The organism is Bradyrhizobium sp. 45 (assembly GCF_023073155.1).
In the GTDB taxonomy this organism is placed as follows: domain Bacteria; phylum Pseudomonadota; class Alphaproteobacteria; order Rhizobiales; family Xanthobacteraceae; genus Bradyrhizobium; species Bradyrhizobium canariense_D.
Genome location: NZ_JADPIX010000028.1, coordinates 98056 through 120303, shown reverse-complemented (window position 1 = coordinate 120303; position 22248 = coordinate 98056). Strand labels below are relative to the sequence as shown.

At 65.0% G+C, this 22248-nt stretch carries 16 protein-coding genes and 1 tRNA gene; 12 read left to right on the top strand and 5 right to left on the bottom strand.

Going from position 1 to position 22248, the window contains the following annotated elements; genetic code table 11:
- Nucleotides 1–50: 50 nt before the first annotated feature.
- Nucleotides 51–278: a DUF2171 domain-containing protein gene (locus IVB42_RS04735; RefSeq protein WP_247296806.1), complete on the bottom strand. Its 228-nt coding sequence runs from the start codon at nucleotides 276–278 to the stop codon at nucleotides 51–53.
- A 148-nt stretch (nucleotides 279–426) separates the two neighbouring features.
- Between IVB42_RS04735 and IVB42_RS04730 the strand changes: the two genes are divergently transcribed.
- Together IVB42_RS04730 and IVB42_RS04725 are read left to right on the top strand one after the other, a co-directional pair.
- Nucleotides 427–1710 (top strand): hypothetical protein, encoded by a 1284-nt coding sequence (locus IVB42_RS04730; RefSeq protein ID WP_247469786.1) that lies wholly within the window; start codon nucleotides 427–429, stop codon nucleotides 1708–1710.
- A 15-nt stretch (nucleotides 1711–1725) separates the two neighbouring features.
- Nucleotides 1726–2091: a hypothetical protein gene (locus IVB42_RS04725; RefSeq protein WP_247399003.1), complete on the top strand. Its 366-nt coding sequence runs from the start codon at nucleotides 1726–1728 to the stop codon at nucleotides 2089–2091.
- Between the two features lie 63 nt (nucleotides 2092–2154).
- Here the strand turns inward: IVB42_RS04725 and IVB42_RS04720 are convergent, their stop codons facing one another.
- Both IVB42_RS04720 and IVB42_RS04715 read right to left on the bottom strand, forming a co-directional pair.
- Complete coding sequence (locus tag IVB42_RS04720) at nucleotides 2155–2397, bottom strand: hypothetical protein (protein ID WP_346659060.1); 243 nt, start codon at nucleotides 2395–2397, stop codon at nucleotides 2155–2157.
- A 155-nt stretch (nucleotides 2398–2552) separates the two neighbouring features.
- Nucleotides 2553–2629 (bottom strand) — tRNA-Arg (locus tag IVB42_RS04715).
- A gap of 402 nt (nucleotides 2630–3031) precedes the next feature.
- Here IVB42_RS04715 and IVB42_RS04710 point away from each other — a divergent pair.
- The 6 genes from IVB42_RS04710 (at nucleotide 3032) to IVB42_RS04685 (ending at nucleotide 14225) form a co-directional block, all read left to right on the top strand.
- Nucleotides 3032–8236 (top strand): alpha-2-macroglobulin, encoded by a 5205-nt coding sequence (locus IVB42_RS04710; protein WP_247469780.1) that lies wholly within the window; start codon nucleotides 3032–3034, stop codon nucleotides 8234–8236.
- Nucleotides 8237–8331: 95 nt separating this feature from the next.
- The gene (gene pbpC / locus IVB42_RS04705) at nucleotides 8332–10440 is read left to right on the top strand and encodes a penicillin-binding protein 1C (RefSeq protein ID WP_247296802.1); all 2109 of its coding nucleotides are present in this window, start codon (nucleotides 8332–8334) and stop codon (nucleotides 10438–10440) included.
- Nucleotides 10441–10490: 50 nt separating this feature from the next.
- The gene (locus IVB42_RS04700; RefSeq protein WP_247469778.1) at nucleotides 10491–12233 is read left to right on the top strand and encodes a glycosyltransferase family 39 protein; all 1743 of its coding nucleotides are present in this window, start codon (nucleotides 10491–10493) and stop codon (nucleotides 12231–12233) included.
- Between the two features lies 1 nt (nucleotide 12234).
- The gene (locus IVB42_RS04695) at nucleotides 12235–13080 is read left to right on the top strand and encodes a phosphatase PAP2 family protein (RefSeq protein ID WP_247296797.1); all 846 of its coding nucleotides are present in this window, start codon (nucleotides 12235–12237) and stop codon (nucleotides 13078–13080) included.
- A gap of 63 nt (nucleotides 13081–13143) precedes the next feature.
- On the top strand, nucleotides 13144–13890 hold the full coding sequence (locus IVB42_RS04690; protein WP_018457785.1) for a glycosyltransferase family 2 protein: 747 nt from the start codon (nucleotides 13144–13146) through the stop codon (nucleotides 13888–13890).
- Nucleotides 13887–14225: a lipid-A-disaccharide synthase N-terminal domain-containing protein gene (locus tag IVB42_RS04685; protein WP_247296796.1), complete on the top strand. Its 339-nt coding sequence runs from the start codon at nucleotides 13887–13889 to the stop codon at nucleotides 14223–14225. Before IVB42_RS04690 ends, IVB42_RS04685 begins: the two co-directional genes overlap by 4 nt.
- A gap of 10 nt (nucleotides 14226–14235) precedes the next feature.
- Here IVB42_RS04685 and IVB42_RS04680 read toward each other — a convergent pair whose 3' ends face one another.
- The gene (locus tag IVB42_RS04680; RefSeq protein WP_247296794.1) at nucleotides 14236–15927 is read right to left on the bottom strand and encodes a Na/Pi cotransporter family protein; all 1692 of its coding nucleotides are present in this window, start codon (nucleotides 15925–15927) and stop codon (nucleotides 14236–14238) included.
- Nucleotides 15928–16082: 155 nt separating this feature from the next.
- Complete coding sequence (metC, locus tag IVB42_RS04675) at nucleotides 16083–17267, bottom strand: cystathionine beta-lyase (protein ID WP_247296791.1); 1185 nt, start codon at nucleotides 17265–17267, stop codon at nucleotides 16083–16085.
- A 395-nt stretch (nucleotides 17268–17662) separates the two neighbouring features.
- On the opposite strand from metC, the gene IVB42_RS04670 reads away from it, so the two are divergent.
- Genes IVB42_RS04670 through IVB42_RS04655 form a run of 4 tightly spaced genes read left to right on the top strand, consistent with a single transcriptional unit; the run spans nucleotide 17663 to nucleotide 22176 of the window.
- Nucleotides 17663–18679 (top strand): amino acid ABC transporter substrate-binding protein, encoded by a 1017-nt coding sequence (locus IVB42_RS04670; RefSeq protein ID WP_247296790.1) that lies wholly within the window; start codon nucleotides 17663–17665, stop codon nucleotides 18677–18679.
- Between the two features lie 25 nt (nucleotides 18680–18704).
- Nucleotides 18705–19910: an ABC transporter permease subunit gene (locus IVB42_RS04665; protein ID WP_085394800.1), complete on the top strand. Its 1206-nt coding sequence runs from the start codon at nucleotides 18705–18707 to the stop codon at nucleotides 19908–19910.
- Nucleotides 19907–21427 (top strand): amino acid ABC transporter permease, encoded by a 1521-nt coding sequence (locus tag IVB42_RS04660; protein ID WP_018457790.1) that lies wholly within the window; start codon nucleotides 19907–19909, stop codon nucleotides 21425–21427. The genes IVB42_RS04665 and IVB42_RS04660 overlap by 4 nt, the downstream gene beginning before the upstream one ends.
- A gap of 11 nt (nucleotides 21428–21438) precedes the next feature.
- Complete coding sequence (locus tag IVB42_RS04655; protein ID WP_018457791.1) at nucleotides 21439–22176, top strand: amino acid ABC transporter ATP-binding protein; 738 nt, start codon at nucleotides 21439–21441, stop codon at nucleotides 22174–22176.
- Nucleotides 22177–22248 lie beyond the last annotated feature (72 nt).

Below are 22248 nucleotides of genomic sequence, written 5' to 3'. Positions count from 1 at the left end.
GCGGAGCAGGACCGTGAACAAACAAAAAGTCCCCGACGGGCTGCACTGTGTCAGGCAGCTTCCGACTTCGGCACCGCCTCGGCATTGACCGAAAGCTTGACGACATCGCCTTCGACGGCACCGACATATTTCGTGTCGATGTAATGATGATGGTCCTTGTGACCTTCCGGGTTGTCCTTCCGCGTCAGCTTGATACGGTTGCCCTCGACGCGGTCGACGGTGCCGACATGTGCGCCGTCCTTGCCGACGATCTTCATGTGCTCTCTGATCTCGCTCATGATGTTCTCCTTGTGCCGTGTCAACGGCGAGGACCGGTCTTCGTTGCAAGGATAGGCGGGCCCGGCTGTTGGAGCCAATGCGCTCGCCGAACGTTGAATGGCAGTCGCAATTGCCAAGATCCGCATCAAGACGCTTATCAAGATCCGCATGGAGACCTCCGAGGCCTATCTCGATCGAAAGCACAGGGAAATCGGGCTGCTGAACGATTGCCTGAGGAGCCCGCTGCATTTGGCTCGGCCGCAATCGGTCGACGAGGTTGTGGTCTCCAAGTTTCAGCTCGCCGCCGCACTACGCGCGGAACATGCGCTGCAGGACTGGAGAGCGACGGAGACGGCCTGGTCGCATGCGGCGTCTCCCAGCAGCGGTCCGTTCGTGTTCAGCTACGACTATCAGCGCGCGGACCTCAAGGTGAGTGGTCCCTCGTTCTATGAACTCGAGCGGGGCTGCAGGGGCGAGGCGATCTATACCGCCTCCGGCATGGCCGCGATCTCCGCGCTGCTGCTCGCGTCCGCACGGATCATCGGCAAAGCAGACGTCGTGGTGCTGCCGGGCACTTACGGCGAGACACTGGAGCTGATCGAGAGCCTCGTTCCCCATTTGCGGCTTGTCACCGCCAGCCTCCCGCTGGGCGAAGCGTTCGCTGCGGCAGCCTTGCCACGCTTTCTCCTGCTCGATTCATGCGCCCCTGCCGGGGCGTTCGAAGCGGCTCTGCGTTGCGACGGTTCGGGGCTCGATCTCTTGATTTTCGACACGACATGTTTCGCTGGCAGATCGGGGCGCATCCGGCGCGTCCTGAGATGGGCCGCGCGATGGGACATTGCAGTCGTGTTGGTGCGAAGCCATAACAAGCTGGATTCGCTCGGGGTGGAATACGGCCGGCTCGGCTCTGCCGTGTTCGTGCATTGGAGCCGGAAGGACCTCAAGGCGGGCCAGCTGCTGTCCGAAAGCCTGGCGGCGGAAACCCGCAATGCCGTCCGGCTTCTCGGTGGCGCGGCGTTGCCGGCGCACTTCCCGCCATTCGTGGGCTCTGTGGCCTATTGGGCCCTGACGAAAAGGCGCGTCGCTGCGATTCTGCGCAACGGTCGCCACGCGGCGCGATATTTCGCCGCCGAGCTCGCTTCGCTCTCGGCCGAGCTGCATTTCACCCACGGCCTCTATGTCACGCTTCGCGGCAGGCGCGCCCTCGATGAGGCGACCGCGCGGCAGGCCGCCGAGGACATGAGCCGCGACCTGAGCGGCAAAGGCTTCCCCATTCGCCACGCCGGCAGTTTTGGTTTCGATTTCGCGGCGACCGAGTGGTTTCACGACGCGACGACGGATCGGTACAGCGTCCGGGTGGCGGTGCCGGATTTGCCGACTGAGTTGTGGAAGGATCTAGCAGCGGCGATTGCCGGGTGGTGGGCGCGACATAAAGGCGACACTGAAGGGTGAGTGCGGTGCAAGGCCATGACAGAGCGACCGAAAGCGTTTCCTTACAGGGAATGCACGTGGCATGTTTCAGACGAACAGTCCCGGCAATGGCTTGCGGTGCTTGAAAAGACGGGTGCAGCCAACGTCCGAGCGCGCCTTGCCCAGACCGACGCGGCATCCGCAGGAGCGATCGCGATCGGAACCGCGCCCGTCATGACGATCGGGTTCGCCCAGGAATGGCTGAACTGGAAAGATAATCAAAAATCCGAGGCGGATATCGAACGGCACGAGCGGCAGATCTGGTGGACTCGGACCGCGGCAATCGCCGCATCGGTCGCCGCCTTGAGCGCACTGTTCGGCTGGATTTGGACGATCTTCATCCGGGGGAATGACGGCCTATAACAAACATGATTGTTACGTTGCGCATACATCCGCCAGACGAGAGGGGCGACAAACTGCGCTGTTTCAATCGATCGCCAGGCTTTCTTCCACGGCCGGCTTCTGGTGGCCGCGACGCGCCCACGCTTGAACGGCGAAGGCGAGTTGGTGCTGACTCGCTGCCGCGTCCGCGATGGTGGCCCGGGCCGTCGCGATCGGCTTTGTGACCACACCGGAGTTCACGACTCCCGCGTCAACTGCCAAAAACGATATTGCTACAACCGCCACCGCCGACGCGATCGCCATTCTCGTCAAGTCGGATAGTGGCATCGAAGTCCTTATCGGGCGCACGTCGCCCGGCGAATAGATAGGGCTCGTTTGCCCGGATCAAAGGCCGGAGCGAGGCGGCCCACGCGTTCGTGAAGGACGGATTCTGCAGGTGCGCGCCGTAGATCGGGCTCACGATGAACGGATGAGACCGAAATTGGCGATCCCGGCAGGAATCGAACCTGCAACCCTCAGAGTAGAAATCTGATGCTCTATCCAGTTGAGCTACGGGACCGTCTTGAGCCGCCCTGGTTGGGGGCCGCTGTTCATCTACCATGCCATTATGAAAAATATCGTCTTTCGCCAAGCCTGAACCGAACCGTTTTCGTCGAAGCCGCGACAAAGCGGAACGGTGGGGTGTCAGGGTGCCGGGTTGAGCGGCAGCAGACTGGACGATGGATCACATCGCCGGGAATGCTGATCAGCTTCCGGGACACGGCCGCCGGACGACTGGTCGGATATTGCTGCGCCATCAGGACGGCGTGCGCGGCGGTAGCTTGATCGGTCTCCTCTGGGCGTGCCTTGTCATGGCGAATGCGACGGTTTGCACCTTTGGTTCCATCGCCTTGAGTCCGTCACCTTTCCGCGCATTTCATGCGACAAGCGGCGTTCGTCCGCGATTTCCGGGAGTCCATCCATGATCGGTCTTGTTCGCGCCGTCACACTCTGCGCCACGCTGGCGTTCGGCCTTAGCGTCGCGCAGGCCGCCGACAAAGCCTTCAAGCGGGACGACCTCGCCGATTCCGCGATCAAGCTGGAGGCGCAGATCAAGGGCGAGGCGGGGCCGGTCGCCAAGACCGGCGCGAGCTTGCGCACCGACGCCGATGCTGCCTTCCGGCGCAACGACTATCGCACCGGCCTGTCGGTGCTCGGCCAGATCGCGGCGACCACGCCGGAGGACGCCGGCAACTGGTTGCGGCTGGCAAAGGTCATCTTCCAGATATCGCCGAAGAGCTCGAGCGAGCAGACGTTCCTGCTGGAGCGCGCCTCGACCGCCGCCTACATCGCCTACCAGCGCGCCGGGAATGCGGGCGAGGAGGCCGACGCGCTCGCGGTGCTCGGCAAGTCTCTTTCCGAACGCAAGCTGTGGCGGTCGGCGCTGGATGCTCTGCGGCTGTCGCTCGACATGCGCGAGGTCGCCGACGTCCGCGGCCAATATGAGAAGATGCGCGACGAGCACGGTTTTCGGCTGCTCGACTACACCGTGGACTCGGACTCCGCCAGTCCGCGCGCCTGCTTCCAGTTCTCGGAGGAGTTGGCAAAACGCACCGATTTCGCGCCGTACCTCGCGCTGGCCGGCCAGGACAAGCCGGCCCTGTCGGCCGAGGCCAAGCAGCTCTGCGTCGACGGGCTGAAGCATGGCGAGCGCTACAACATCAATTTGCGCGCCGGCCTGCCGTCCAGCGTGAAGGAAGGCCTTCCGAAATCGGCCGAGTTCAACGTCTATGTGCGCGACCGCAAGCCCTTCGTGCGCTTCACCAGCCGCGCCTATGTGCTGCCGAGGACGGGCCAGCGCGGCATTCCCGTCGTCAGCGTCAACACGCCAGCCGTCAACATCAACGTGTTCCGGATCGGCGACCGCAATTTGATCAACACGGTGGTCGACAGCGATTTCCAGAAGACCCTGTCGAAATACCAGCTCAGCGATCTCGGCGGCGAGCGCGGCGTGAAAGTCTGGACCGGCGAGGTTGCCACCGCGATGACGCTCAACCAGGACGTCACCACGGCATTCCCGGTCGACCAGGCGCTTGGTGAACTCCAGCCCGGCGTCTATGTGATGACGGCCGCGGCCAAGGGGCCGGGCTCGGACGACGACTATCAGCTCGCCACCCAATGGTTCATCGTCTCCGATTTCGGCGTCACGGCCTATTCCGGCAATGACGGCATCCATGTCTTCGTGAATTCGCTGGCCTCGACCGATCCGGTCGGCAAAGCCGAGGTGCGGCTGGTCGCGCGCAACAACGAGATCCTGGCCACCCGCAAGACCGATGAGAGCGGCCATGTGCTGTTCGAGGCGGGGCTTGCGGGTGGCGATGGCGGCCTGTCGCCGGCGATGCTCACCGTGACCGGCGAGAAGGCCGACTATGCCTTCCTCAGCCTCAAGTCCTCCGCCTTCGACCTGTCGGACCGCGGCGTTTCGGGCAGGGCCGTGCCTGCGGGCGCCGACGCTTTCGTCTATGCCGAGCGCGGCGTCTACCGCTCCAGCGAGACCGTCTATCTCACCGCGCTGTTGCGCGACGGGCAGGGCAACGCCGTCACCGGCGGGCCGATGACCCTGGTGATCGAGCGTCCTGATGGCGTCGAATTCCGCCGCGCCGTGCTGTCCGACCAGGGCGCGGGCGGGCGCACCTTGTCGGTGCCGCTCAACTCGGCCGTCCCGACCGGGACCTGGCGGGTGCGCGCCTTCACCGATCCGAAGGGCTCTTCGGTCGGCGAGACCACTTTCATGGTCGAGGACTACGTCCCCGATCGGATCGAATTCGACTTGTCTGCCAAGGACAAGCTGATCAAAGCTAACGCTCCAGTGGAGCTTAAGGCGGACGGTCATTTCCTCTATGGCGCGCCGGCCTCGGGGCTAGCGCTCGAAGGCGACATGCTGGTCGCGCCCGCGTCCGAGCGGCCGGGCTTCGCCGGTTACCAGTTCGGCGTCGCCGACGAGGAGACCACCTCGAACGAGCGCACGCCGCTGGAGAACCTGCCGGAAGCCGACGCCAACGGCGTTGCGACCTTCCCGGTCACGCTCGACAAGCAGCCGGCCTCGACGCGGCCGCAGGAGGCGCAGATCTTCGTCCGCATGGTCGAGGCCGGCGGCCGCGCCGTCGAGCGCAAGATCGTGCTGCCGGTCGCGCCTGCTGCCGCGATGATCGGCATCAAGCCGCTATTCGGCGACAAGAACGTCGCCGAGGGCGACAAGGCCGAGTTCGATGTTGTGTTCGTCTCGCCCGAGGGTGAGAGGCTTCGCCGCGACGGCCTGCGCTACGAGCTCCTGAAGATGGAGTCGCGCTACCAATGGTATCGCCAGAGCAATTACTGGGAGTACGAGCCGGTCAAATCGACCTCGCGCGTCTCTGACGGCGACGTGACCGTCGCTGCGGACAAGCCGTCGCGGATTTCGATGACCCCACAGCCCGGCCGCTACCGGTTGGACGTGAAGTCGAACGACGCCGACGGGCCCGTGACCTCGGTACAGTTCGACGTCGGCTGGTATTCCGACGGCAGCGCCGACACGCCGGACCTCCTGGAGACCTCGATCGACAAGCCGCAATACGCCTCGGGCGACACGATGATCGTGTCGGTCAACGTCCGCAGCGCCGGCAAGCTGACGGTCAACGTGCTCGGCGATCGCCTGCTGACGACGCAGACCATCAACGTCAAGGAAGGCACCGCCCAGGTGAAGCTCCCGGTCGGCAAGGACTGGGGCACCGGCGCCTATGTGGTGGCAACGCTGCGCCGTCCGCTCGATGCGGCCGCGCAACGCATGCCGGGCCGGGCGATCGGACTCAAATGGTTCGGCATCGACAAGCAGACCCGCACGTTGCAAGTGAAGCTGACGCCGCCGGCTCTGATCCGGCCGAATGGGTTGCTGAAGATCCCCGTCAAGCTCGACGGGCTCAATCCGGGCGAGGACGCCAAGATCGTGATCGCCGCGGTCGACGTCGGCATCCTCAACCTCACCAATTACAAGCCGCCGGCGCCGGACGACTATTATCTCGGCCAGCGCCGCCTGAGCGCGGAGATCCGCGATCTCTATGGGCAACTCATCGACGGCATGTCGGGCACGCGCGGGCAGATCAAGTCCGGCGGCGACGCCGGTGCCGCCGAGCTCCAGGGCTCGCCGCCCGCGCAAAAGCCGCTCGCGCTCTATTCGGGCATCGTCACCGTTGCCGCCGACGGCACGGCCGAAGTGAGCTTCGACGTTCCGGAGTTCGCCGGCACCGCGCGCGTGATGGCGGTGGCGTGGACCGCGACCAAGCTCGGTCGCGCCAACACGGACGTGGTGATCCGCGACCCTGTCGTGCTGACCACGACCTTGCCGCGCTTCCTGCTCAACGGCGACCACGGCACGGTCAATCTCGAGATCGACAATGTCGAGGGGCAGGCCGGCGATTACGTCATCAACGTGAAGACCGGCGGGCCGGTGAGAATGACCGGCAATCCCGCGACCACGGTCAAGCTTGCCGCCAAGCAGCGGAATTCGTTCACGCTCGCCATCGACGCGACGGCGGCGGGGCAGGCGACACTCGACGTCGACATCAAGGGGCCGAATGGCCTGGCGCTGGCGCGCCATTATGCGCTCGACGTCAAGGCGGCGACGCAAGTGCTGGCGCGGCGCTCGATCCGGACGCTGGCGAAGGGTGAGAGCCTGACGTTGACCTCGGATATGTTCGCCGATCTCGTGCCGGGCACCGGTAGCGTCTCGGTCTCGGCCAGCCTGTCCACTGCGCTCGATGCGGCGACGATCCTCAAAGCACTTGACCGCTATCCCTATGGCTGCTCGGAGCAGATCACCAGCCGCGCCATGCCGTTGCTCTATGTCAACGAGCTCGCGGCCGGTGCGCACCTGGCCATGGACACCGAGGTCGACCAGCGCATCCGCGACGCCATCGAGCGGCTGCTGGCCCGCCAGGGCTCGAACGGCTCGTTCGGGCTGTGGTCGGCAGGCGGTGACGATTCCTGGCTGGACGCGTATGTGACGGACTTCCTGACTCGCGCCCGCGAAAAGGGCTTTGTGGTGCCGGATGTGCTGTTCAAGACCGCGCTCGACCGCATCCGCAACTCGGTCGTCAACGGCAACGAGCCGGAGAAGGACGGCGGCCGCGATCTCGCCTACGGCCTCTATGTGCTGGCGCGCAACGGCGCGGCGCCGATCGGCGACCTCCGCTATCTCGCCGACACCAAGCTGAGCAACCTCGCCACTCCCATCGCGAAATCGCAGCTCGCCGCGGCGCTCGCGCTGGTCGGTGACCGCAACCGCGCGGAGCGGGTCTATGGCGCAGCCCTCGACAGTCTCGCCCCAAAGCCGGTGCTGGAGTTCGGCCGCACCGACTACGGCTCGCAGCTCCGCGATGCCGCAGCGCTGGTGTCGCTTGCCAGTGAAGGCAACGCGCCGAAGGCAACGCTGACGCAGGCGGTGTCGCGGGTCGAGACTGCGCGCGGGCTGACGCCCTACACCTCCACGCAGGAAAATGCGTGGCTGGTGCTGGCGGCGCGCGCGCTCGCCAAGGAGAATCTGTCGATGGAGGTGGACGGCCAGCCGGTCAAGACCGCGCTGTACCGCAGCTACAAGGCCGCCACTCTGGAAGGCAAGCCGCTGAAGATCACCAACACCGGAGACGCGCCGGTGCAGGCGGTGGTCTCGGTGTCGGGGTCGCCGGTGACGCCTGAGCCCGCGGCATCGAACGGCTTCAAGATCGAGCGCAGTTTCTTCACGCTCGACGGCAAGCCCGCCGATATCAGCAAGGTCAAGCAGAACGACCGCTTCGCCGTGGTGCTGAAGATCACCGAGGCCAAGCCCGAATACGGCCACATCATGGTGTCCGACTATCTGCCGGCCGGCCTGGAAATCGACAATCCAAAACTGGTGTCGTCGGGCGACAGCGGCACGCTGGGCTGGATCGAGGATGGCGAAGAGCCCGAAGATACCGAGTTCCGCGACGATCGCTTCACGGCTGCCGTCGATCGGGCCTCGGATTCGAAGGCGGTCTTCACGGTGGCCTACGTCGTGCGTGTGGTCTCACCGGGCAAATACGTGCTGCCGCAGGCCTATGTCGAGGACATGTACAATCCCTCGCGCTACGGCCGCACCGGCACCGGCACGGTCGAGGTGCGGGCGGCGAAGTGAGTGGTGATGGGATGAGCGACAAGGAGCCACATGCTCCGCCGTCATGCCCGGGCTTGTCCCGGGCATCCACGGACTTTGGTGCGAGAGGCAAGAACGTGGATGGCCGGGACAAGCCCGGCCATAACGGAGCAAGGGGCAGGGGCCCGCGTGTCCTCTCCGCGCTGGCATTCTCGCTCATCCTCACCATCGTCGGCGTCGTCGCGTGGGTTTACTCCCTCGGTCCGCTGCCTTTCGACGACGCCCGCCAGGTTTCCACCACCATCGTCGATCGGAATGGCAAGCTGCTGCGCGCCTATGCGATGGCGGATGGACGCTGGCGGCTACCGGTCGAGACAAAAACGAACGTCGATCCGACCTATCTGAAGCTGCTGCTCGCCTACGAGGACCAGCGCTTTTACGCACATGACGGCATCGACCCGGTGGCGCTGGGGCGCGCTGCGTTTCAGCTTGCGACGCGCGGCCACATCGTCTCGGGCGGCTCGACCATCTCGATGCAGCTCGCGCGGCTGATGGAGCCTCGGCGGCAGCGCTCGCTCCATGCAAAGCTGCGGCAGATCGTGCGTGCGATCGAGATCGAGCGCAGCTTGAGCAAGGAGCAGATCCTCGACCTCTATCTGGCGCTCGCGCCTTACGGCGGCAATCTCGAGGGCATTCGCGCTGCCTCGATCGCCTATCTCGGCAAGGAGCCGAAGCGGTTGTCGCTGGCTGAAGCCGCGTTGCTGGTCGCGCTGCCTCAATCGCCGGAGACCCGCAGGCTCGATCGCTATCCCGATGCGGCGCGCAAAGCGCGTGACCGCGTGCTCGACCGCATGGTCGAGGAGCAACAGATCAGCCTCGACGATGCGAAGCAGGCGAAAGCCGTTCCTGTGCCGAAACTGCGCAAGCCGATGCCGATCCTGGCGCCGCACGCCTCCGATGCGGCGCTTGCGACGGTCAAGGACGCGCCAGTCATCAAGCTGACGCTCGATGCCACCCTCCAGAAGGTGCTGGAGCCGCTAGCGCGCGATCGTGCCATTGCGTTGGGGCCGAACATCTCGGTCGGCATCATCGTCGTCGACAATGAGAGCGGCGACGTGCTCGCGCGCGTCGGCTCGGCCGATTATTTCGACGAGCGCCGGGCAGGGCAGGTCGACATGACCCGCGCCATCCGCTCGCCGGGCTCGACGCTGAAACCCTTCATCTACGGGCTGGCCTTCGAGGACGGTTTTGTTCATCCGGACAGTCTGATCGACGATCGGCCCGTGCGCTTCGGCTCCTACGCGCCGGAAAATTTCGACATGACGTTTCAGGGCACGGTGCCGGTGAAGAAGGCGCTGCAGCTGTCGTTAAACGTGCCCGCGATCGTGCTGCTCGACCGCGTCGGCGCGAGCCGGCTGGCCTCGCGGCTGCGTCAGGCCGGTGGCAATCTGGTTCTGCCCAAGGACGAGGCGCCGGGATTGGCCATGGGCCTTGGCGGCGTCGGCGTGACGCTGCAGGACCTCGCCCAGCTCTATGCAGGCTTCGCCCGGCTCGGCACCACCAGGCCGTTGCGCGAGATCATGAGCGACAGGGACGACCGCGAGCCGCTGCGGCTGCTCGATCAGGTCGCGGCCTGGCAGGTCGGCAACGTGCTGCTCGGTACCCCGCCGCCGGAGAACGCGGCCCACAACCGCATCGCCTTCAAGACCGGCACCTCCTATGGCTACCGCGACGCTTGGTCGATGGGCTTCGACGGGCGCATGACCATCGGCGTCTGGGTCGGCCGGCCCGATGGCGCGCCGGTTCCGGGCCTGATCGGTCGGGTTGCCGCCGCGCCGATCCTGTTCGACGCCTTCGCCCGCACCGGCAAGACGCTCCTGCCGTTGCCGAAGCCGCCGAAAGGAACTCTCGTGGCCAGCAACGCCAAGCTGCCGTTGCCCTTGAGGCGGTTCCGCCCGCTCGGGGATCTGGTGCGGACCGGGGGCGAGCAGGCCCTGCACATCCAGTTTCCGCTGAACGGCTCGCGGATCGACGTCGATCGCTCAGGTGGCGAGGGCGGCGCAGCCATGCCGGTCAAGGTCGCCGGCGGCGTTCTGCCCATGACCGTCATGGTTAACGGAACGGCGCAGGGCGAGATCGACGGACGGCGCCAGCGGCTGATCGATCCGCCCGGTCCGGGCTTTGCGCGGCTGACCGTCATCGATGCCACGGGCGCCGCGGACACAGTTGTCATTCGAATTCAGTGACCCTGCCTCAAGCGGTTGTGGCGATGGCGGTTTCAGCGTAAGCGGAACCGATGGCCGAGACCTATCCAACACCCCGTTTTGGAGCTCCCCGCGAGCCGAAATCCCCGGTGAATCCGGGCAGCCGGCTCGTCTCCATGTTCGACATCGCCACGGCCAGCCACGTCCGCGCGGTGAGCTTCCTGTTGTTGTGCGCGCTGCTGCTATTCCTGCCGGGCTTCTTCACGATTCCGCCGGTTGACCGCGACGAGGCGCGCTTTGCGCAAGCCACCAAGCAGATGGTCGAGAGCGGCGATTATGTCGACATCCGTTTCCAGGAGGACGTCCGCTATAAGAAGCCGGTCGGGATCTACTGGCTGCAATCGGCCGCAGTCGAGACGGCATCGGCGCTCGGTCTGCCGAAGGCCGAGTTGCGGATCTGGGTCTATCGGCTGCCGTCGCTGATCGGCGCCATCGGTGCCGTGCTCATGACCTATTGGGCGGCGCTCGGCTTCGTCACGCGGCGCGCCGCAGTGCTTGCAGCACTTCTGATGTGCGCCTCGGTGCTGCTTGGCGTCGAGGCGCGGCTTGCGAAGACCGACGCGATGCTGCTGTTCTGCGTGGTCGCCGCGATGGGCGCGATGGCGCGGGCCTATCTGTCCTGGCAACGCGCCGAGGACGAGACCCATCCGCCCTGGAGCTGGCCCGCGATCTTCTGGACGGCTCTCGCTGTCGGCATCCTGATCAAGGGCCCGCTGATCCTGATGTTCGCGGGCCTGACCATCGTCGCGCTCGCGATCCAGGACCGCGATGCCTCCTGGCTATGGAAGTTGCGCCCGCTCTGGGGCCTGATGTGGATGCTGGTGCTGGTGCTGCCCTGGTTCGTCGCGATCTTCTGGCGCGCCGGCGATGCCTTCTTCGCCGATTCCGTCGGCGGCGATATGCTGAGCAAGTTGGGCGCGCAGGAATCCCACGGCGCGCCGCCCGGACTGTATCTGGCGCTGTTCTGGATCACGTTCTGGCCCGGCGCGCCGCTTGCGGCGATGGCGGCGCCTGCGGTCTGGCGCGCGCGGCGCGAGCCCGGTGCGCAATTCCTGCTGGCCTGGCTGGTCCCATCCTGGATCGTGTTCGAGGTGGTGCTGACCAAGCTGCCGCATTACGTGCTGCCGCTGTATCCTGCGATCGCGATCCTCACCGCGGGCGCGCTCGAGCGGCGCGTGCTATCGTGGTCCTGGCTGATGCGCGGCTCGGCCTGGTGGTTCGCGATCCCCGTTGGCGGCTCGATCATCGCGGTCGTCGGCGCGGTGATGCTGACGCGGCAGCCTGCTTTCGTGGCATGGCCGTTCATCGCGGCCTCGCTGATCTTCGGCCTGTTCGCCTGGTGGCTTCACGACAACAATCACGCCGAGCGCTCGCTGCTCAACGCGCTGGTCGCAGCCCTGATGCTCGCGCTAACGGTCTACGGCATCGTGCTGCCGTCGCTGACGCCGCTGTTTCCGAGCATCGAGATCGCACGCGCGCTTCGCAACGTCACCTGCGTGGGCCCGAAGGCGGCCGCGGCCGGCTATCACGAGCCGAGCCTGGTCTTCCTGACGGGTACGCAGACGCTGCTCACCGACGGTTCGGGTGCGGCGGATTTCCTGCGGCAGGGGAGCTGCCGTTTCGCGCTGATCGAGCAGCGTTCGGAGCGCAGCTTCGTGCAGCGCGCCGAGGCGATCGGGCTGCGCTACAAGGTTGGCACCCGCATCGACGGCTACAATTTCTCGCAAGGGCGCGCGATCTCGATCTCGATCTTCCGCTCGGAAGGCACCGAGTAGGATGTCGGCACCAACCGACATCTCGCCGCGCGCGAGCTATCCCGCACAATTGCTCACGCTCTCGGGGCGCGCCCTGGCACAGCTCGTGCGCACGCCCTCGCATTCGCGCCGCGCCGAGGCCGCGCGAAAGCTGGCGCGGCATTCGCTTTGGCTGAGTGCTGCAGGTGCAGCCCTGGTCATCGCGCTGATGGTCGTGTTCGACCTGACCGAGATCCAGCTGATGCCGGCACGTGGCGCGCCCGGACTGTGGCCGATCCGCATCCTTACCGATTTCGGCAAGGACGAGTATGTGCTCTCGGTGCTCGGGGGCCTGCTGGTGGTCCTGGCGCTGGTTGCGGCGGGATTGCACGGCACCAGCCGCGCGCTTCTGCTCGGCCTCGGCACGCGGCTGCAGTTCATGTTTTTGTCTGTTGCCGTGCCCGTATTCGTCGCCGAGATCCTGAAATATCTTATCGGTCGAGGACGTCCGTTCGTCGGCGGCAAAGCCAATCCGTTCAACTTCGTGCCGTTCGAGGGGACCGGGGCCTATGCCAGCCTGCCGTCGGGTCATGCGGTGACGGCGTTCGCGCTGGCGTTCGCGGTCTCGGCGCTGTGGCCGCGCCTGCGCGTGTTCATGTTCACTTACGCTATCGTGATCCTGCTAACGCGACTGGTGCTGCTTGCGCACCACCCGAGTGACGTGGTGGCCGGCGCCCTGGTCGGCTTGGTCGGCGCCTTGGCGGTGCGCTACTGGTTCGCGGCCCGCAGGCTCGGCTTTGCCATCCGTGCCGACGGCACCATTGTGCCTCTTGCAGGGGCGGTCTCGGGCCGCCTCAAAAGGGTTGCCCACGGGGCATCCGCCCCATAAAAGCGGCTGCCTGCCGGGACCGCCGGTTCCCGAGCCAAGCCAATTCCAACCACGAGCTTCGATTTGTCGTCCCAGCCTTCGGTTTTCCAGCCCTCGGTTTCCATCGTCGTTCCCGTGCGCAACGAAGCCGACAACATCGTGCCGCTGATCGAGGAGATCGGCGCGGCGCTCGACGGCCGCTGGGCCTATGAGATCATCTACGTCAATGACGGTTCGACGGACGCGACCGGCGAACGGCTTGGCGCGGTCATGAAGCAGCGGGACAATCTGCGCCAGCTGCGCCATGCCAGATCAGGCGGCCAATCCGCGGCCGTGCGCAGCGGGGTGCGTGCGGCACGCGGCGCGATCGTGGCGACGCTCGACGGCGACGGCCAGAACAATCCGGCCTTCCTGCCGGACTTGATTTCGGCTGTCGAGAACGGAAGCAAGGTCGGACTTGCCGCCGGACAACGCGTCGGCCGCAAGGATACCGGCTTCAAGAAGTTCCAGTCGCGCGTCGCCAACGGCGTCCGCAACGCTATCCTGAAGGACGGTACGCGCGACACCGGCTGCGGCCTGAAGGCGTTCCGGCGCGAGGTGTTCCTGATGATGCCCTATTTCGACGGGCTGCATCGCTTCCTGCCGGCGCTGGTGCGCCGCGAGGGCTACGAGATCGCCTATGTCGACGTGATCGACCGTCCGCGCCGCTCCGGCGTGTCAAACTACGGGTTCTTCGACCGGCTGTGGATCGGCATCATGGATCTCGTGGGCGTGTGGTGGCTGATCCGCCGCAAGAAGCCGACGCCAGATGTGACTGAGGTGACGGCATGATCATCCAATACGGTCAGGCGCTGAGCAATTATTTCTACGACGTCTTCGTCGCCAAGTTCGACTTCTGGCTCGCGTTCGGCCTCGTCGCGCAGTTGTTCTTCACGGCGCGTTTCCTGGTGCAGTGGATCGCGAGCGAGCGCGCCGGCAACAGCGTAGTGCCGATGGCGTTCTGGTTCTGCTCCATGGGCGGCGGGCTGATGACGCTGGTCTATGGCGTCGTCAAGCGCGAGCCTGTCATCATCCTCGGCCAGGCGCTCGCGACCATCATCTATATCCGCAACATCATGCTGATCATCAAGAACCGCGGCCGCGGCTCGAAGACGCTGGAGCGCTGATCCGAGGCGACTAGCGCGGCAGCGCCGAGGCTGCTCCCGACGCGGGGAGGGCGGCGGTCTCCGTCTCGGTCCTGCGATGGGGCTCGCCAGCCGCGTCGAGCACGGGGTAGGCGACCGAGCAGATATGCGAGTGGATGCGGCGCAGGTCCCGCAGCACGTCGAGATGCAGCGACGTGGTTTCGATGGTCTCGGGACGGCCCTCGCGGAGGCGATCGAGGTGGCGCTCGACGGCGGCAAGCTCGGTGTTGCGCAGCGCCGTCTTCTCCACCAGCAGCTTGCGTGCCTCGTTGGCGTCGCCCGACATGAAGACGCCAAAGGCGATGCGCAGCGAATCCATCGTGCGCTTGTGGAAGGCGGCGAGCTCCTCGGCGCCCTCGGGCGAGAACTGAAAGCGGCGCTTGATCTTCTTGGTCGCGAGCTCGCTCAGGCTCTTGTCGATGATGTCGCCGATATGTTCCAGATTGATGGCGAAGGAAATGATCTCCATGGCGCGCCGGCCCTCGCTCTCGTCGAGGCTGCCGCGCATGAGTTTGGTCACGTAGAGCTTGATGGCTTCGTCGAGGCCGTCGACGATATTGTCCATCTTCGAGACCTGGTCGACCAGCGCGCGGTCGCCGCTCATCATCGCCGCCATCACCTTGCGCAGCATGATCTCGACGAGATCGCCCATGCGCAGGGTTTCGCGGCCCGCATCGGCCAGCGCCAGCGACGGCGATTCCAGCGCGGTCTCGTCGAGATAGCGCGGCCGGGCCGGATCGGCCTCCTGAACACGATCGGGCAGGAGCCGGGTCAACAAGCGCGACATGGTATCGAGCAGCCCGATGAAGATGACGGCCGTGCCGACGTTGAAGGCGATATGAAACGCCGCCGTCATCCTGGCCAGATCAGGCTGCCAGGCGTGCATGTGCTCGGCGATCGGGCCCAGGAAGGGCAGGACCAGGGCGATGCCGATCACGCGATTGACGAGATTGCCCACCGGCAAGCGATAGCTGGCGGGATCGTCACGCTTGGCGCCTTCGAATACGGGATTGATGGCGCTGCCGAGATTGGCGCCAAGCACCAGTGCGAGCGCCGCGTAAGGCGAGACGAACTGCGAATAGGCGAGTGACATGATCAGCAGCACGCTGGCGACGCTCGAATGCACCGCCCAGGTGACGAGCGCCGCGATCACGATGCACAGAACGGGATCCCCCGTGATGGAGGACATCACGACGCGGACGCCCGGTGCGTTCTCGGCTGGCGCCAGCGTGTCGAGCAGGATGTGCAGCGACAGCAGCATCAGTCCGAGACCGATCAAGACACGGCCGACATCCTTGATCCGCGAGCGCGGACCCACGCGGAAGGCGACCAGTCCGAGCACGAACAGGACCGGCGCGACGGCGGCGATGTTGAACGACAGCACCTGCACGATCAACGTCGTGCCGACATTGGCGCCGAGCATGATCGCCAGTGCGGTGACCAGGCTGAGCAGGCCCTCGGCTGCGAACGAGCTCGTGAGCAGCGCGGTCGCGGTGCTGCTCTGGAGCAGCGCTGTCAGCCCGAGACCGGCGGCAAACGCGTTGAAGCGATTTCCAAGCGCCTTGCCGAGCAGCCGTCGCAGGTCGGGGCCAAAGGCGCGCAGAATCCCGCTGTGGACCATGTGCAGGCCCCACAGCAACAGCGCCACGCCGCCCATCAGATCGAGCAGTACCAACGTTCCCATGCTCCGTGTCCGGATTGGAGTCGATTGGTGAGGCTAGCGCCAAATGCTTGAGGTTCAAACCATTTGTTGGCGCGTCGGCGTTAACGTTTGCGGCTTATGCACGTCCCCCCGGTGCGCGTTGGCGCGTCCCGCGGCGCGATGCCTTGTGAGCAGCCTCACATTGCTGCCTTGAGGGCAGCGAAGCCGCGATCGAGGTCGGCCTTGAGGTCGTCGACGCTTTCGAGCCCGATATGCAGACGCAGGGTGGGGCCGCCCGGCGCCCACTTGGTCGCGGTGCGATAGGCGTCGCAATCGAAGGGAATCACCAGGCTCTCGAAGCCGCCCCAGGAGAAGCCCATGCCGAACAGTTTGAGCGTATCGAGCATGATGTCGACCGCCTTCTGTGGCGCCGGCTTCAGGACGATGCTGAACAGGCCCGACGCGCCCGTGAAGTCGCGCTTCCAGATCGCATGGCCGGGATCAGTCTCGAGCGCCGGATGCAGCACGCGCGCGACCTCGGGACGGCTCGCAAGCCAGCGCGCCATGTCGAGCCCGGAGCGATGATGCTGCGCCAGCCGCACCGACAGCGTACGCAGGCCGCGCAGTGCCAGGAAGACGTCATCGGGACCGGCGCAAACGCCGAGCAGGCGGATGCCTTCGGCGATCTGCGGCCAGGCCTTGGCATTGGCCGAGATGGTGCCGAACATGATGTCGGAATGGCCGCCGATATATTTGGTGGCGGCCTGCATGCTGATGTCGACGCCCTGTTCGAGCGAGCGGTGATAGAGCGGCGTCGCCCAGGTGTTGTCGTCGATGACGAGCGCGCCGCGCCCATGCGCGACCTCGGCGATGGCGCGGATGTCTGGCATCTCGAACGACTGCGAGCCGGGCGCCTCGACCAGAACGGCACTTGTGTTGGGCCTGAACAGCTTGTCGATGCCGGCGCCGATCATCGGATCGAAGTAGGTGGTCTCGACGCCGTAGCGGGTGAGCATGCCGTTGCAGAAATTGCGCGAGGGCCGATAGACGTTGTCGCAGACCAGGATGTGGTCGCCGGCCTTCAGCACCGAGAGCAGGGTGGTCGAGATCGCCGACAGCCCAGACGGCACGATGCCGACGCCGGCGCATTGCGGCCCCTCCAGCGCCGTCAGGGTCTCCTGGAACGCGCGGGTCGTCGGCGTGCCGTGCCGGCCGTACTGGAACTCGCCGCGATGGGCGTGCAGGTCCTCGGCGGTCGGATAGAGCACGGTCGAGCCGTGGAAGACGGGCGGGTTGATGAACCCCTTCTGCGCCTTGGTGTCGCGGCCGGAGGTGACCAATCGGGTCTCGGCATGCTGCTCGGAGGGGTGTGAGGAATCCATGCGTCTGCTTTCAAAAGCGCGTTTCCACGAGGCGCGCTGCGCCGGCGGGCTGGCCGAAAGGCCGCTGTCGTTAATAACAGAACACAGAAGAGTCCCGTCAACCCCTTGACCCGGCACGCCAGTCGTTCTGTTATCGCAGGTGCTATTCAGTCGCCGCATGTTGAGGGGCCTGCCGCGACCATCGATCCATCGCCTGACCGGACCTAGCGCCACAGCCGTAACGGCGGGCGCCTGTCGGCGGGGATTAAGGCAGGGCCTCCCGGGATCGGCGGGTGATCGGCAAGGATTTCCAGCATGACTCTTGCAGGGCTGATCTTGAGACGGCTAGCCCTGGCAGAGGCGATCGCAAAGACAACGTTCCTGACCTTGAGACGACTTTGAAAGGCCCAAAGCCCATGAAACGCGTAACCCTGGCTCTCTCTCTCGCTCTTGCCGCCGGCCTGACTGCCCAAGCCGCCGATGCGCAAACGCTCAAGACCGTCAAGGACCGCGGCATGCTGTCCTGCGGTGTCAGCCAGGGCCTGCCCGGCTTCTCCTCGCCGGACGACAAGGGCAACTGGACCGGGCTTGATGTCGACGTCTGCCGCGCGATCGCCGGGGCGATCTTCAACGATCCGACCAGGGTCAAATACGTGCCGCTCTCCGCCAAGGACCGTTTCACGGCGCTGCAATCCGGCGAAGTCGACGTGCTGTCGCGCAACACCACCTGGACCATCTCGCGCGACACCTCGCTCGGCGCCAACTTCACCGGCGTGACCTATTATGACGGGCAGGGCTTCATGGTGAAGAAGTCGCTCAAGGTGAACTCGGCGCTCGAGCTCAACAGCGCGTCGGTCTGCGTCCAGACCGGCACCACGACCGAGCAGAATCTCGCCGACTACTTCAAGGCCAACAACATGAAGTACGAGGTGATCGCGTTCGGCACCAACGACGAAACGGTCAAGGCCTACGAGGCCGGGCGCTGCGACGTCTTCACCACCGACCAGTCGGGCCTGTACGCCAACCGCCTGAAGCTTGCCAATCCCGGCGATCACATGGTGCTCCCGGAAATCATCTCGAAGGAGCCGCTCGGTCCGATGGTGCGCCACGGCGACGACCAATGGTTCGACATCGTGAAATGGACGCTGTTTGCCATGATCACCGCCGAAGAGCTCGGCGTGACCGCGAAAAACGTCGACGAAAAGGCGAAAGGGGAAAATCCTGAACTGAAGCGCGTTCTGGGTACCGATGGCAATTTCGGTGAACAGCTCGGCATAAGCAAGGATTGGGTGGTGCGCATCGTGAAGGCCGTCGGCAATTACGGCGAAGTGTTCGACCGCAATGTCGGCGCAGGCTCGCCGCTCGGTATCAATCGGGGTCTCAACAATCTCTGGAACAAGGGCGGTCTCCAATACGCCCCGCCGATCCGCTGATCCGGCCTGACCCGCGCTCGCGGCGATGAGCATCGAGGCTCGCAAACCCCCGCCCCAGATCGCGCTGAAGATCAGGCGGGTGCTGGGGGGCAAGACAGGCTGGAACGGCATCGCCGTCCAGTTTGCCTTCGCTGCGATCCTGGGCTGGATTGCCTATGAAATCGTCTCCAACGCCCGCGCCAACCTCGAGAACCAGCATATTGCCGCCGGCTTCGGCTTCCTCGCGAACAACGCCGGTTTCGACGTCAATCAGACGCTGATCTCGTATACCGGCTCGGACACGTTCCTGCGCGTATTCCTGGTCGGGCTCCTCAACACGCTCGTGGTCTCGGTGGTGGGCATTGTGTTCGCCACCTTGATCGGCTTCATCGTCGCGCTGTGCCGGCTGTCGCCCAACTGGCTGCTCGCGCGCATTGGCGAAATTTATGTCGAGATCATCCGCAACTTGCCGCTGCTATTCCAGATCCTGTTCTGGTACCTGGCGGTGCTCGCGGCCTTGCCCAATCCACGACAGAGCATTTCGCTGCTCGGCATAGCTTTCGTCAGCAATCGCGGTCTCGTCATTCCCCGCCCGATCGGCGAGAGCGGCTTCGAGGCGTTTCTGGCGGTGCTGGCCCTCGGCATTGTGGCTTCGGTGGCGTTGCGCATCCATGCGCGCCGGGCGCTGTTCGAGCGGGGTCAGGTGATCCGGATCTGGCCCTATATGCTGGGCCTGCTGTTCGGACTGCCGCTCGTCACCATGCTGGTAGCGGGTCTGCCCTTCAGCTTCGAGCTGCCGCAGCTCAAGGGTTTCAATTTCGCCGGTGGCTCGCGGATCATCCCGGAGTTCGTGGCGCTCACGTTGGCCTTGTCGACCTATACGGCCGCCTTCATTGCCGAGATCGTGCGCGCGGGCATCCTCTCCGTCCACAGCGGACAGATGGAGGCGGGATCGTCGCTGGGCCTGAGCCGCGGCACCACGCTGCGCTTGGTCGTCGTGCCGCAGGCGATGCGCGTCATCGTTCCGCCGCTGACCAACCAGTACCTCAATCTCACCAAGAATTCGTCGCTGGCCGTCGCGATCGGCTATCCCGACCTCGTCTCCGTGTTCGCCGGCACGTCGCTGAGCCAGACCGGGCAGGCCATCGAGATCATCGCCATGACGATGGGCGTGTATCTCCTGATCTCGCTGATCACCAGCGCCGTCATGAGCGTCTACGGTTGGCGCGTCAGCCGGAGTCTCGGCGCATGAGCGATATCACCTCGTCCAGTTTCGTTCGCCGGGATCTTCTGGATGAGCGTCCCGCGCCGGTGAAGACCACGGGCTTCGTCGGCCTGGTGCGGACGCGCCTGTTCAACTCGCCGACCAACATCCTGCTCACGATCGTCGGCGCCTTGCTGCTCTGGTTCACCATCATTCCTTCCGTCAAATTCCTGATGGTCGATGCAGTCTGGACCGGCAAGGATCGCACGGCCTGCCTCGCCGAGAACGCCGGCTTTACGGTCGGCGCCTGCTGGCCCTACATCCAGGCCAAGCTGCCGCAACTGATCTACGGCTTCTACCCCGAAGCCGAACGCTGGCGGGTCAACCTCACGCTCGTGTTGTCAGTAGTCCTGTTGGTGCCGTTGCTCATTCCGCGACTGCCGTCGAAAGGATTGAACGCTGGCCTGTTCTTCCTTGCGTTTCCGGTGGTCGCATTCTTTCTGCTGCATGGCGGCGGCATCAAGGGATTTGGCCTGAGCTGGACCGCTGACCTGCTGCAATTGTTCGACGACAGCATCATCGGCGCTGGGCAGGCTCTGCTCGGTCTCGGCAAGACCTCCTCTGCCGCACCGCTGTTGTGGGTCGTCGGCAATGTCATCGTGCTCGTGGGTACCGCGATCTACTGGCTGATCTTTCCGCTGACCTGGCTGCGTGACCAGTTGCAGGGGACAGGCCAGTCGGTCTGGGCCGATTTCGCCATCACTGCCGCGATCGTCTCACTGATCGCCTTCGTTCTCGGCGGCGGCCTCCGCACCGGGGGGCGGGCCCTCACATCCAGCATCGTCACCTTCGCCGCCATCGCAATCGTGATCAAGCTGATGGGGCTCGATCACGGCGGACTGCCGATCGTGCAGACGAACCTGTGGGGCGGACTTCTGGTGACGCTGGTGGTCTCCGTCACCGGCATCGTCACCTCGCTGCCGATCGGCATTGCGCTGGCGCTTGGCCGCCGCTCGACCATTCCGTTGATCCGGATCTTCTCGATCGCCTTCATCGAGTTCTGGCGCGGCGTGCCGCTGATCACCGTGCTGTTCTTTGCCACCTACATGCTGCCGCTGTTTCTGCCGGGCAATTTCACGGTCGATGGTCTCGTGCGTGCGCTGATTGGAATCTCTCTGTTCACGGGCGCCTATCAGGCCGAGAACGTCCGCGGCGGGCTGGCTGCTATCCCGCGCGGGCAGGGCGAGGCGGCCGCGGCATTGGGGCTGTCCTGGTGGAAGACGACCTCGCTGATCGTGCTGCCGCAGGCGCTACGCCACGTCATTCCGAACCTCGTCAACAGCTTCATCTCGCTGTTCAAGGACACTTCGCTGGTCTCGATCGTGGCGCTGTTCGATCTCCTCGGCTCGCTGCGGGCGTCGTTCTCGGATCCGAAATGGTCGTCGCCATCGACCGCTTTCACAGGGTTCGCCTTCGCCGGGATCATCTACTTCATCTTCTGCTTTGGAATGTCACGCTACTCGCTCTTCGTTGAGCACCGCCTCAACGCTCACCGCCGCAACTGATCGAGGTCACCATGTCCGACCCCATCGTCAAGATTTCCGGCCTGAACAAATGGTACGGCGAGTTTCACGTGCTGCGCGACATCGACCTTACGGTCGAGAAGGGCGAGCGCATCGTGATCTGCGGCCCCTCCGGCTCGGGCAAGTCGACGCTGATCCGCTGTATCAACGCGCTCGAGGAGTTTCAGGAAGGCGAGATCGTCGTTGACGGCATCGAGCTCGGGCCGAACCTCAAGCACGTCGATGCGGTGCGGCGCGAAGTCGGCATGGTGTTCCAGAGCTTCAACCTGTTTCCGCACCTGTCCGTGCTGGACAATTGCACGCTGGCGCCGATCTGGGTGCGCAACATCCCCAAGAAGGACGCCGAGGCTGCGGCGATGAAGTTTCTGGAGCGGGTCAAGATCCCGCACCAGGCCAACAAGTTTCCGGGACAGATGTCCGGCGGTCAGCAGCAGCGCGTCGCGATCGCCCGCGCGCTGACGATGAACCCGAAGGTGATGCTGTTCGACGAGCCGACCTCGGCGCTCGACCCCGAAATGGTCAAGGAGGTGCTGGACACCATGGTCGACCTTGCCGAGGAGGGCATGACCATGCTGGTGGTCACCCACGAGATGGGCTTTGCCCGCGAGGTCGCCAACCGCGTGGTGTTCATGGACGCGGGCCAGATCATCGAAGCCAACACGCCCAACGAGTTCTTCGCGGCCCCACAGCACGCCCGAACAAAACTGTTTCTGAGCCAGATCCTGCGCTGAGCACCTGCAATCCGGTGGCGTCGCGGGTCTAACCGGCCCGCCAGCTTGGCACCATGCGAATCGGCCAAGCTC

Excerpts from the sequence above, each read along its gene's own strand:
- IVB42_RS04730 (WP_247469786.1), top strand. The coding sequence starts at position 427 with ATGGAGACCTCCGAGGCCTATCTCGATCGAAAGCACAGGGAAATCGGG.
- IVB42_RS04700 (WP_247469778.1), top strand. The coding sequence starts at position 10,491 with ATGGCCGAGACCTATCCAACACCCCGTTTTGGAGCTCCCCGCGAGCCG.
- IVB42_RS04655 (WP_018457791.1), top strand. The coding sequence starts at position 21,439 with ATGTCCGACCCCATCGTCAAGATTTCCGGCCTGAACAAATGGTACGGC.
- IVB42_RS04660 (WP_018457790.1), top strand. The coding sequence starts at position 19,907 with ATGAGCGATATCACCTCGTCCAGTTTCGTTCGCCGGGATCTTCTGGAT.
- IVB42_RS04685 (WP_247296796.1), top strand. The coding sequence starts at position 13,887 with ATGATCATCCAATACGGTCAGGCGCTGAGCAATTATTTCTACGACGTC.
- IVB42_RS04725 (WP_247399003.1), top strand. The coding sequence starts at position 1,726 with ATGACAGAGCGACCGAAAGCGTTTCCTTACAGGGAATGCACGTGGCAT.
- IVB42_RS04680 (WP_247296794.1), bottom strand. The coding sequence starts at position 15,927 with ATGGGAACGTTGGTACTGCTCGATCTGATGGGCGGCGTGGCGCTGTTG.
- IVB42_RS04670 (WP_247296790.1), top strand. The coding sequence starts at position 17,663 with ATGAAACGCGTAACCCTGGCTCTCTCTCTCGCTCTTGCCGCCGGCCTG.
- IVB42_RS04720 (WP_346659060.1), bottom strand. The coding sequence starts at position 2,397 with ATGCCACTATCCGACTTGACGAGAATGGCGATCGCGTCGGCGGTGGCG.
- IVB42_RS04710 (WP_247469780.1), top strand. The coding sequence starts at position 3,032 with ATGATCGGTCTTGTTCGCGCCGTCACACTCTGCGCCACGCTGGCGTTC.
- IVB42_RS04695 (WP_247296797.1), top strand. The coding sequence starts at position 12,235 with ATGTCGGCACCAACCGACATCTCGCCGCGCGCGAGCTATCCCGCACAA.
- metC (WP_247296791.1), bottom strand. The coding sequence starts at position 17,267 with ATGGATTCCTCACACCCCTCCGAGCAGCATGCCGAGACCCGATTGGTC.
- IVB42_RS04735 (WP_247296806.1), bottom strand. The coding sequence starts at position 278 with ATGAGCGAGATCAGAGAGCACATGAAGATCGTCGGCAAGGACGGCGCA.
- IVB42_RS04665 (WP_085394800.1), top strand. The coding sequence starts at position 18,705 with ATGAGCATCGAGGCTCGCAAACCCCCGCCCCAGATCGCGCTGAAGATC.